Source organism: Lacisediminimonas sp., from assembly GCF_030645335.1.
GTDB lineage: Bacteria > Pseudomonadota > Gammaproteobacteria > Burkholderiales > Burkholderiaceae_D > Lacisediminimonas.
On sequence record NZ_JAUSNH010000096.1, the window covers coordinates 1 to 10,225 of the forward strand.

10 protein-coding genes are annotated in these 10,225 nt (G+C 61.4%); 7 read left to right on the forward strand and 3 right to left on the reverse strand.

Annotated features, from left to right (window positions below; genetic code table 11):
- Positions 1-143 precede the first annotated feature (143 nt).
- The gene (gene secD, locus Q7T64_RS06530) at positions 144-2,003 is read left to right on the forward strand and encodes a protein translocase subunit SecD (protein WP_304793092.1); all 1,860 of its coding nucleotides are present in this window, start codon (positions 144-146) and stop codon (positions 2,001-2,003) included.
- Positions 2,004-2,055: 52 nt separating this feature from the next.
- Positions 2,056-3,000, forward strand: coding sequence for a protein translocase subunit SecF (secF, locus tag Q7T64_RS06535; protein ID WP_304793096.1), 945 nt, complete (start codon positions 2,056-2,058; stop codon positions 2,998-3,000).
- 116 nt (positions 3,001-3,116) lie between these two features.
- Here secF and purB read toward each other — a convergent pair whose 3' ends face one another.
- Positions 3,117-4,484, reverse strand: a complete 1,368-nt coding sequence (gene purB / locus Q7T64_RS06540; RefSeq protein WP_304793098.1) for an adenylosuccinate lyase — start codon at positions 4,482-4,484, stop codon at positions 3,117-3,119.
- 178 nt (positions 4,485-4,662) lie between these two features.
- Here purB and Q7T64_RS06545 point away from each other — a divergent pair, with 178 nt between their 5' ends.
- Positions 4,663-5,271, forward strand: coding sequence for a glutathione S-transferase N-terminal domain-containing protein (locus Q7T64_RS06545; RefSeq protein WP_304793101.1), 609 nt, complete (start codon positions 4,663-4,665; stop codon positions 5,269-5,271).
- 288 nt (positions 5,272-5,559) lie between these two features.
- Here Q7T64_RS06545 and mnmA read toward each other — a convergent pair whose 3' ends face one another.
- Entirely contained in the window at positions 5,560-6,705 is a 1,146-nt protein-coding gene (gene mnmA / locus Q7T64_RS06550) for a tRNA 2-thiouridine(34) synthase MnmA (protein WP_304793104.1), read from the reverse strand.
- Entirely contained in the window at positions 6,698-7,183 is a 486-nt protein-coding gene (locus Q7T64_RS06555) for an NUDIX hydrolase (RefSeq protein WP_304793107.1), read from the reverse strand. The genes mnmA and Q7T64_RS06555 overlap by 8 nt, the downstream gene beginning before the upstream one ends.
- Positions 7,184-7,497: 314 nt before the next feature.
- On the opposite strand from Q7T64_RS06555, the gene Q7T64_RS06560 reads away from it, so the two are divergent.
- The 4 genes from Q7T64_RS06560 to Q7T64_RS06575 all read left to right on the forward strand — a co-directional run.
- A complete protein-coding gene (locus Q7T64_RS06560; RefSeq protein WP_304793110.1) occupies positions 7,498-8,613 on the forward strand; it encodes a Re/Si-specific NAD(P)(+) transhydrogenase subunit alpha in 1,116 nt (371 codons plus the stop codon).
- 8 nt (positions 8,614-8,621) lie between these two features.
- Entirely contained in the window at positions 8,622-8,981 is a 360-nt protein-coding gene (gene panD, locus Q7T64_RS06565; RefSeq protein WP_304793112.1) for an aspartate 1-decarboxylase, read from the forward strand.
- A 50-nt stretch (positions 8,982-9,031) separates the two neighbouring features.
- Positions 9,032-9,361 (forward strand): NAD(P) transhydrogenase subunit alpha, encoded by a 330-nt coding sequence (locus tag Q7T64_RS06570; protein ID WP_304793115.1) that lies wholly within the window; start codon positions 9,032-9,034, stop codon positions 9,359-9,361.
- Positions 9,361-10,225 (forward strand): NAD(P)(+) transhydrogenase (Re/Si-specific) subunit beta (locus Q7T64_RS06575; RefSeq protein WP_304793118.1); only part of this gene is annotated, 865 nt, incomplete at its 3' end. The genes Q7T64_RS06570 and Q7T64_RS06575, both read left to right, overlap by 1 nt.

Here is a 10,225-nt window from a genome sequence, read left to right on the forward strand (position 1 = left end):
TCGCCGACGGCACCGAAGTCGTGATCCAGAAAGTGGCTGTTTCGACCCTGCTTCCCAAGGGAACCATCAAGTCTGTCTGACCTGTTGCAGCGCCGCCCTGCCCGGGGCGGCTGGTCGTCAGCGCCTTCACCCGACTCCCCAACATGAACCGTTATCCACTCTGGAAGTACATCCTGATCGCCCTGTCGCTGGTGCTTGGCGTGCTGTATACGCTGCCGAATTTCTTCGGCGAGTCGCCGGCGTTACAGGTCAGCAGCGCCAAGGCCACGGTGAAAGTCGAGGCCGGCCTGATTACCCAGGTCGAGCAGGTATTGCAGGCGGGTGGATTCAAGCCGCTGGCAGTGTTCTTTGAAAACGCCGGCGCGCACGGCACCGTTCGCGCGCGCTTCGCCGACACCGACACTCAGTTCAAGGCCAAGGCAGCGCTGGAGCGCGGACTCAATCGCGATGCGGCTGATCCGACCTACCTGGTCGCCTTCAACCTGCTGCCCAATACACCGGGCTGGCTGCAAAAGCTCAATGCAGCGCCGATGTACCTGGGCCTGGATTTGCGCGGCGGTGTGCACTTCCTGATGCAGGTGGATACCCGCGCCGTGCTCAACAAACGCATACAGGGCTTGCAGTCCGGCATCCGCAGCATCCTGGTTGACAAGAAAATACGTTATTCCGGCCTGACCCGTACCGCCAACAGCGTCGAACTCAAGTTCCGCGAAGCGGCCACCCGGACGCAAGCCAAGTCCCTGCTGGAAGGACAGTTGCCGGAACTGCTGCTGGAAGAGTCCACTGATGGCGCCGAGTTCCGGCTGGTTGCCAGCATGCGGCCCGAAGCGCTCAAGCAGACGGTGGAAGAAGCGGTCCAGCAAAACATCACGACCTTGTCAAAGCGCGTAAACGAACTCGGCGTGGCCGAACCGGTGATCCAGCGCCAGGGCGCGGACCGCATCGTGGTGCAGTTGCCGGGCGTGCAGGACGTGTCGCGCGCCAAGGACATCATTGGCCGCACGGCGACACTGGAAGTGCGCCTGGTGGATGAAACCGTCACCCGCGGCAGCGAAGAAACGGCGGCCATCCCCTTCGGTTCGGAACTGTTCCGGGTCGGCAAGAATGCACCGGTCGTGCTGTACAAGGACCCGATCATCACCGGCGACTACATTTCCAATGCCAGCGCCAGTTTTGACCAGAACCAGCAGGCAGCCGTCAGCATCGACTTGAATGGCGACGGCGGCCGGCGCATGCGTGAAGCCACCCGCAGCCGGGTCGGCAAAGGCATGGCGATCGTACTGTTCGAAAAGAACCGCGGCGAAGTGCTGACGGTGGCAACCATCCGTGACGAACTCGGTGCGCGCTTCCAGATCACCGGCATGGGTTCGGCCGAAGCCGCCAGTGACCTGGCCCTGTTGCTGCGTGCCGGCTCGCTGGCAGCGCCGATGGAAATCATCGAGGAACGCACCATCGGCCCGCAACTTGGCGCCGACAATATCAGCAAGGGCTTCAACTCCACGCTGTACGGCTTTGCCGCCATCGCAGTGTTCATGGCGGCTTATTACATGCTGTTCGGTGTATTCAGCGTGATTGCCCTGTCGGTCAACCTGTTGCTGCTGATTGCGCTGTTGTCGCTGTTGCAGGCGACGCTGACCCTGCCGGGCATGGCCGCCATCGCGTTCACGCTGGGCATGGCAATCGACGCCAACGTGCTGATCAACGAGCGTATCCGTGAAGAGTTGCGCAACGGCAGCACGCCGCAAGCGGCAATCTCCACCGGCTTCGACCGGGCCTGGGCCACCATTGTCGACTCCAACGTGACCACCATGATCGCCGGCCTGGCGCTGCTGATATTCGGCTCCGGCGCCATCCGCGGTTTTGCGGTGGTCCACTGCCTGGGTATCCTGACGTCGATCTTCTCGTCGGTGTTCGTGTCGCGCGGACTGGCCAACCTCTGGTATGGCCGCAAGAAAAAGCTGAGTTCGATATCGATCGGCCAGGTATGGAAGCCCAATGCCTGAGCGCTATCGCGCCCGGGACACTGTAACGAGTAACCAGTAACAAGAGGCAGGCATGGAGTTATTCCGTATCAAAAAAGACATACCGTTCATGCGCCACGCATTGGTTTTCAATGTGATTTCGGCGCTGACGTTCGTTGCAGCGGTGTTTTTCCTGCTGACCAAGGGCCTGCACCTGTCGATTGAATTCACCGGCGGCACCGTGATGGAGGTTGCCTATCCAAGGGCGGCCAATATCGAGCAGGTGCGCAAGACGGTCGAGGGCCTGGGCTTTCCGGACAGCCAGGTGCAAAGCTTCGGCACGGCGCAGGATGTGCTGATCCGCCTGCCCGCCCAGAAAGGTGTGACGACCGCGCAAACCAGCGAGAAAGTCATGACGGCGCTCAAGGGCACGGACGCCGACGTCAAGTTGCAGCGGGTGGAATTTGTCGGCCCGCAAGTCGGCGAGGAGCTGGCGGCGGACGGCCTGACCGCGCTGGCGATGGTGATCCTGGGCATCATCATTTACCTGGCGTTCCGTTTCGAATGGAAGTATGCGATCGCGGCGGTGATCGCCAACCTGCACGACGTGATCATCATCCTGGGATTTTTTGCCGCCTTCCAGTGGGAGTTTTCACTGACGGTGCTGGCGGCGGTGCTGGCCATCCTCGGCTATTCGGTCAATGAATCGGTGGTTGTGTTCGACCGGGTGCGCGAGACTTTCCGTGACCGCCGGTTCGGACGGTTGGGAACGGCGGAGGTGATGAACCATGCCATTACCAGCACCATTTCGCGTACCGTGATCACGCACGGATCAACCCAGTTCTTGGTGTTGTCGATGCTGCTGTTTGGCGGACCCACTTTGCACTATTTTGAGCTGGCGCTGACCATTGGCATCCTGTTCGGCATTTATTCATCGGTGTTCGTTGCCGCCGCAGTCGCCATGTGGCTGGGCGTCAAGCGCGAAGACCTGATCAAGCCGGTCAAGGAAAAAGACGAGCACGACGGCGCTGTCGTCTGACACAGCGATCCTGATCGGAATTGATCGGATCGAAAAAATGCCCCGCAGTCGAACCGACGGCGGGGCATTTTTCATGGATTGGCCTGCCCACCGCAGGATTCCTGCGGCAGGGATAGTCAGATCTGCCGGGCCAGCTCCGCAGCAATGCCAACATAATTTGACGGCGTCATTTGCAGCATGCGCGCCTTGGCATCGTCCGGTACTGCCAGCGTGCGGATGAAGTCATGCATTGCCTGTTTGGTAATGCCCTTGCCCCGCGTGAGTTCTTTCAACTGTTCGTACGGGTTTTCAATGCCGTAGCGGCGCATCACCGTCTGCACCGGCTCGGCCAGCACTTCCCAGCTCGCGTCCAGGTCTTGCGCCATGCGCTCCGGATTGACTTCCAGCTTGTTCAGGCCGCGCAGGCAACTGTCGTAGGCCAGGATCGCATAGCCCAGTCCGACGCCGATATTGCGCAGCACGGTGGAATCGGTCAGGTCGCGCTGCCAGCGCGACAGCGGCAGCTTCTCCGCCATGTGCCGCAGCACCGCGTTGGCCATGCCCAGGTTGCCTTCGGAGTTTTCGAAGTCGATCGGATTGACCTTGTGCGGCATGGTCGACGAGCCGATTTCGCCCGCCTTGGTGCGCTGCTTGAAATAGCCGAGTGAGATATAGCCCCAGATGTCGCGGTTCAGGTCCAGCAGGATCGTGTTGGCGCGCGCAACCGCGTCGAACAGCTCGGCCATATAGTCATGCGGCTCGATCTGGATCGTGTACGGGTTGAACACCAGGCCCAGCCGCTGCTCGATGACTTGCCGTGAAAACGCCGGCCAGTCCACTTCCGGATAGGCCGACAAGTGGGCGTTGTAGTTGCCGACCGCGCCATTCATCTTGCCCAGGATTTCCACTGCCGCGATCTGCGCGGCGGCACGGCGCAGGCGGGCGACCACGTTGGCCATCTCCTTGCCGAGCGTGGTCGGGCTGGCCGGCTGGCCGTGGGTGCGCGACATCATCGGGACTTCCGCATTGTCGTGCGCGATCTTCGTCAGCGCGTCGATCACCTGTTGCAGGGAGGGCAGCAGCACCTCGTTGCGCGCCGCCTTGAGCATCATCCCGTGCGAGGTATTGTTGATGTCTTCCGAGGTGCAGGCAAAGTGGATGAATTCAGACGCGGCGACCAGTTCCGGCACGTCCGCGACCTTTTCCTTGAGCCAGTATTCGACCGCCTTGACGTCATGGTTGGTGACCGCTTCAATCGCCTTGATGCGCTCTGCATCGGCTTCGCTGAACTCGCTGGCCAGGCGCTCGAGCCGGTCGCTGGCGGCGGCGGAAAACGGCTTGATTTCGGCGAAACCGGCGGCAGCAAGCGCCTGTAGCCAGGCAATTTCCACTTTCACCCGATGGTGCATGAAACCCGCCTCCGACAGCAGGGGGCGCAATTTGTCGGTCTTGGCGGCGTAGCGGCCATCCAGGGGCGAAAGGGCAGACAGGGCGGTAAGCGGCATGATGGCGGGAATCAGGTCAGGAAAAATGCAGGGCGCAGGCGGGGCACGAAAACGCGTGCCATGCGCAGCGAAGCCCCCGATTTTACCACCGGGCCGGGACCGTCCCGGCAATCGGCCACGCTGTCTGCCGGCGATTTCGCGATGCTATAATCGGCCGCTGCCACCACCAAGATCATCTATGAAACTGATTGGATCGTTCGCCAGCCCCTACGTCCGCAAGGTCCGGGTCGTCATGGCGGAAAAAAAGCTCGACTATGAACATGTTCCTGAAGACGTGTGGAGTGCGCAGTCGGCCATAGGCTTGTCCAATCCATTGGGCAAGGTGCCATGCCTGATCATGGAGGACGGTGGCGCAATGTTCGATTCGCGCGTGATCGTTGAATATCTCGATACGCTCACACCGGTTGGCAAACTGATTCCGTCCCAGGGGCGCGAGCGCGCCAGCATCAAGTGCTGGGAAGCGCTGGCTGACGGCATCCTCGATGCCGCCGTGCTGGTCCGGCTCGAAAAAACCCGACGTGCGCCTGAACACCAGAGCCAGGACTGGATCGATCGCCAGATGGCCAAAGTACATGGCGGCCTGAAGGCAATGTCGACCGGCTTTGCCGAAACGCCGTTCTGCGCCGGCAACCAGTTCACGCTGGCCGATGTCGCGGTCGGTTGTTCGCTGGGCTGGCTGGCGCTGCGTTTCCCTGAAATCACCTGGCGCGTGGATTATCCCAACCTGGGCAAGCTGTTCGACAAGTTGTCCGAGCGGCAGTCCTTCAAGGACACTGCGCCCCATTGATTTTGCGGGCAGGTATAAAAAAACGGAGCCTGCGGCTCCGTTTTCGTTTGATGGTACAGGGCAAAGATTGTGTAGCGCGCACCTGTAGCATTTGGCGGGAAAGCTTGGTCCAGCGCGGACAGATCCGGTGATTGCCCAGAGGCTATCTGGAGATTTCCCGGCACAGCAGATTTTGCAGACGGCATCTGCAATATTTGGTCGACAGGCCAGGCAAGGTAGATCGTAAGCATCTGGGTCAGATTGCGCCAGCCAAAGCCGCGCCCACGTTGGTGGCGTAGCGCAACCCGCTCAGGTCGGTGCAGCAGCGTTGGCAGTATCGGCAGGGGTGGTGGCGCTGGATGACGCAATGATGCCGCCGCCCAGGCAAACTTCGCCCTGGTACAGCACGGCCGACTGTCCCGGCGTGACCGCCCATTGGGGATCGGAAAATTCCAGCGAGAAGGTGTTTTCCGCCGCCAGCGGCCGATAGCGGCAGGCGACATCGGCCTGGCGGTAGCGGGTCTTGGCGGCCAAATTGGCCTCGCCTGGCGCCTGGCCGGCAACCCAGCTCATCTGGTCAGCCACCAGCGCGCCCGACAGCAGCCAGGGGTGATCATGACCCTGCACGACATAAAGGGTATTGGTGGCGACATCCTTGCGGGCGACATACCAGGGCTGCGCTTCGCCCTGTTCATTGCGGTAAGCCTGCATGCCGCCCAGGCCAATGCCCTTGCGTTGGCCTAGCGTGTAAAAACTGAGTCCGACATGCTGGCCAACGACATCGCCCTGGTCGGTCTTCATCGGCCCTGGCTTGAACGACAGGTAGCGATTAAGGAATTCGCGGAACGGCCGCTCGCCGATGAAGCAAATGCCGGTCGAATCCTTCTTGCGGGCGTTCGGCAGCGCCAGCTCGCCGGCAATTTTCCGCACCTCTGTCTTGTGCAATTCGCCCAAGGGGAACAGGGTGCGGCAAAGCTGGTCCTGGTTCAGGCGGTGCAGGAAGTAACTCTGGTCCTTGCTGGCGTCGATCGCCTTGAGCAGCTCGAAGCGGCCGCTGGCGGCCTGCCGCACGCGCGCATAGTGCCCGGTGGCGATCAGGTCGGCGCCCAGCGACACCGCATGGTCGAGGAAGGCCTTGAACTTGATTTCGGCATTGCACAGCACGTCCGGATTGGGCGTGCGGCCGGCTTCGTATTCGCGCAGGAACTCCGCGAATACGCGGTCCTTGTACTCGGTGGCAAAGTTGACGGCTTCAATGTCGACCCCGACCACATCGGCGACGCTGGCGGCGTCGATCCAGTCTTCACGGGTCGAGCAGTATTCGGAATCGTCGTCATCCTCCCAGTTCTTCATGAACAGGCCGATGACTTCATAGCCCTGCTGCTTGAGCAGCCAGGCGGCAACGGAGGAGTCGACCCCGCCCGACATGCCCAGCACCACACGCTTTTTAGTCATCCGGATTCCCGGTGACGCTGGCGTGGGTGTGCAGCAGCGATAGTGGCGTGCGCTTTCCTTTCAGGTAATCGTCGACGCATTGCAGCACCAGCGGGCTGCGATGCCGCTCGCGCAGTGCAACCAATTCCTCATAGCTCAGCCAGAGCGCGCGCAGGATGCCATGATCGAGCGGTCGGTCATGCGCCGGGCCGAGCGTGCCGGCGAAAGCAAAGCGCAGGTAGGTCACGTCCTCCCCGGTGCGCACCGACTGGTAGCGCGACATATAGACCCCGATCAGCGAGGTCGGCGCAAATTCATGCGCTGTCTCTTCCAGCGCTTCGCGCGCGACCGCCTGCTCCAGCGACTCGAACGGATCAAGGTGGCCGGCCGGCTGGTTGAAACGCACGCCTTCGCTGGTTTCTTCTTCGACCAGCAAGAAGCGGCCCTCGTGTTCGATCACGGCGGCGACGGTGACGGATGGTTTCCAGATGTCGGACATGGCTTCCCTTGGCAGAGGCAATATTCTACAGCGGTGCAGCGGTGCTGGCGTCAGGCGGGCGCGCGTCCAGGTCCGATCCCGGATTTCGTGCGCCTTCCTGCTTGGCGAAGCATCAACGATCATCAAATTTTATTATCGTATCCATCAGCATCACCGGCGTTGGCTACGATTGCCCTGCGCGTGCGGGCGATCTCCCTGGCCCGCAGGCATCCGGCAAACCATTGCCATGTCGTCACCGATGGGCCGAACCGGTGGTTTTTCCGTGTAATATCCTGCCAACCTTTATTACCTGCCTATCTGGACTGGAGAATTATATGAAAATCGGCATTCCCGCCGAGTCGCGGCCGGGCGAAGCCCGCGTCGCCGCTACGCCGGAAACCGTCAAGAAGATGGTGGCGGCACAGCACCAGGTAGTCGTTCAATCGGGCGCCGGCATCAGCGCCAGCGTGACCGACGACGCGTATATCGCTGCCGGCGCTGCGATCGGTAATGCAGCCGACGCCTTTGGCGCGGACATGGTCCTGAAGGTGCGCGCACCATCGGCCGAGGAGCGCAGCCTGATGAAAAGCGGCGCCGTCGTGGTTGGCATGCTCAACCCCTTTGACGCAGACAACACCGCCGCCATGGCCGCACACGGCCTTTCGGCATTTTCGCTGGAAGCCGCGCCGCGCATCACGCGCGCGCAGTCGCTCGACGTGCTGTCGTCCCAGGCCAATATCGCCGGCTACAAGGCCGTCATGCTGGCCGCCAACACCTACCAGCGCTTCATGCCGATGCTGATGACGGCTGCCGGTACCGTCAAGGCGGCCCGTGTGCTGATCATGGGCGTGGGCGTGGCCGGACTGCAGGCAATCGCCACGGCCAAGCGCCTTGGCGCGGTTATCGAGGCCTCCGATGTGCGTCCGCCAGTCAAGGAGCAGGTCGAATCCCTCGGCGCGAAATTCATCGACGTGCCGTTCGAGACCGATGAAGAGCGCGAGATCGCCAAAGGCAGCGGCGGCTATGCCAGGCCGATGCCCGAAGCCTGGATGCAACGCCAGGCGGCACTGGTGCATGAACGCGCGAAGCAGGCCGACATCATCATCACCACCGCACTGATCCCGGGACGTCGCGCGCCGACGCTGATCTCCGAGGAAACCGTGCGCTCGATGAAGCCGGGTTCGGTCATCGTTGACATGGCGGTCGAGCAGGGCGGCAATTGCCCCTTGTCGGAACTGGGCAAGACGGTGACCAAGTACGGCGTGCACATCATCGGCGAAGCGAACCTGCCGGCGCTGGTGGCGGCCGACGCCTCGGCCCTGTATTCGCGCAACCTGATCGACTTCATGAAGCTCATCGTGGACAAGGACGGCGCACTGGCCATCAACCGCGAAGATGAAATTGTCGCTGCGACCCTGTTGTGCAGTGGCGGTGAAGTATTGCGGAAGTAGGGGCGCGCATGCAGAGAATCATGCTGCGCTCGAAGATCCACCGCGCCACGGTGACGCAGTGCGACTTGAACTACGAGGGTTCGTGCGGCATCGACGAAGACTTGCTCGACGCTGCCGATATCCGCGAGTTCGAGAAAATCGAACTGTATGACATCAACAACGGCGAGCGGTTTTCGACGTATGCGATCAAGGGCCGGCGCGGCAGCGGCGAGATTTCGCTCAATGGCGCGGCAGCGCGGCTGGTACATCTGGGCGATCTGCTGATCATTTGCACGTACGCGCCGATGTCCGCAGCCGAGCTTGAAGCTCATCGTCCGAAAATCGTGTTTGTCGGCGCGCGCAACGAGATCACCAGCCTTAAAAAATAATCGACTTCATGGCCGCGTGGCGGCGGCCTCTCATCAAAGGAAACAGCATCATGGAAGCAGCAAGCCCTACCCTGATCAACCTGATCATCTTCGTGCTGGCGATCTACGTCGGCTATCACGTTGTCTGGACCGTCACGCCGGCATTGCACACGCCGCTGATGGCCGTCACCAATGCCATCTCGGCCATCATCATCGTCGGCGCCATGCTGGCTGCCGGACTGACCGAAGGCCCGCTTGGGCAAGTCATGGGCACGCTGGCGGTAGCGCTGGCGGCGGTGAACGTGTTTGGCGGATTCCTGGTCACCCAGCGCATGCTGGAAATGTTCAAGAAGAAGGAGCCGAAAGCGGCGCCTGCGGCAAGCAGCAAGGGAGCGCAATAATGAATCTCGATTTTGTCACGATGAACATGGTGACGCTGTTCTACCTGATCGCGTCAGTGTGTTTCATCCAGGCCTTGAAAGGTCTGTCCCATCCTTCTACCGCCCGCCGCGGCAATGCCTTTGGCATGAGCGGCATGGCGATTGCGGCGGTTACCACTGTCCTGCTGATCATCAAGTTAAAAGCCAGCATGAGCGGCGGCGGCATGGGCCTGGGCTTGGTGCTTGCCGGCGCGGTGGTTGGCGGCGGTATCGGCGCGGTATTGGCCAAGAAGGTCGAAATGACCAAGATGCCTGAACTGGTCGCGGCAATGCACTCGCTGATCGGCCTGGCTGCGGTGTGTATTGCGGTAGCCGCCGTGTCCGAGCCTTGGGCCTTCAGCATTGCCGGCAAAGGCCAGCCGATCCCGTTCGGCAACAGGCTGGAACTGTTCATCGGCACTTTCGTTGGCGCGATCACGTTCTCCGGTTCGGTGATTGCGTTTGGCAAGCTGGCCGGCAAATACAAGTTCCGCTTGTTCCAGGGCGCGCCGGTGCAATTCAAGGGCCAGCATTTCATCAACCTGATTCTGGCGATTGCCATGTTCGGTTTTGGCATGATGTTCGTCATGGCGCCGGGCGCCGAGTCCGCCTGGCTGCCGTTCGTGCTGATGGCGCTGATCGCGTTTGCGCTGGGCGTGCTGATCATCATCCCGATCGGCGGCGCGGACATGCCGGTGGTGGTGTCGATGCTCAACAGCTATTCCGGCTGGGCCGCCGCGGGCATCGGTTTTTCGCTGAATAATTCGATGCTGATCATTGCCGGTTCGCTGGTTGGTTCGTCCGGCGCGATCCGGTCCTACATCATGTGCAGGGCGGTGAACCGTT

Coding starts and splice junctions, on each gene's coding strand:
- secD (WP_304793092.1), top strand. CDS start 144: ATGAACCGTTATCCACTCTGGAAGTACATCCTGATCGCCCTGTCGCTG.
- secF (WP_304793096.1), top strand. CDS start 2,056: ATGGAGTTATTCCGTATCAAAAAAGACATACCGTTCATGCGCCACGCA.
- purB (WP_304793098.1), bottom strand. CDS start 4,484: ATGCCGCTTACCGCCCTGTCTGCCCTTTCGCCCCTGGATGGCCGCTAC.
- Q7T64_RS06545 (WP_304793101.1), top strand. CDS start 4,663: ATGAAACTGATTGGATCGTTCGCCAGCCCCTACGTCCGCAAGGTCCGG.
- mnmA (WP_304793104.1), bottom strand. CDS start 6,705: ATGACTAAAAAGCGTGTGGTGCTGGGCATGTCGGGCGGGGTCGACTCC.
- Q7T64_RS06555 (WP_304793107.1), bottom strand. CDS start 7,183: ATGTCCGACATCTGGAAACCATCCGTCACCGTCGCCGCCGTGATCGAA.
- Q7T64_RS06560 (WP_304793110.1), top strand. CDS start 7,498: ATGAAAATCGGCATTCCCGCCGAGTCGCGGCCGGGCGAAGCCCGCGTC.
- panD (WP_304793112.1), top strand. CDS start 8,622: ATGCAGAGAATCATGCTGCGCTCGAAGATCCACCGCGCCACGGTGACG.
- Q7T64_RS06570 (WP_304793115.1), top strand. CDS start 9,032: ATGGAAGCAGCAAGCCCTACCCTGATCAACCTGATCATCTTCGTGCTG.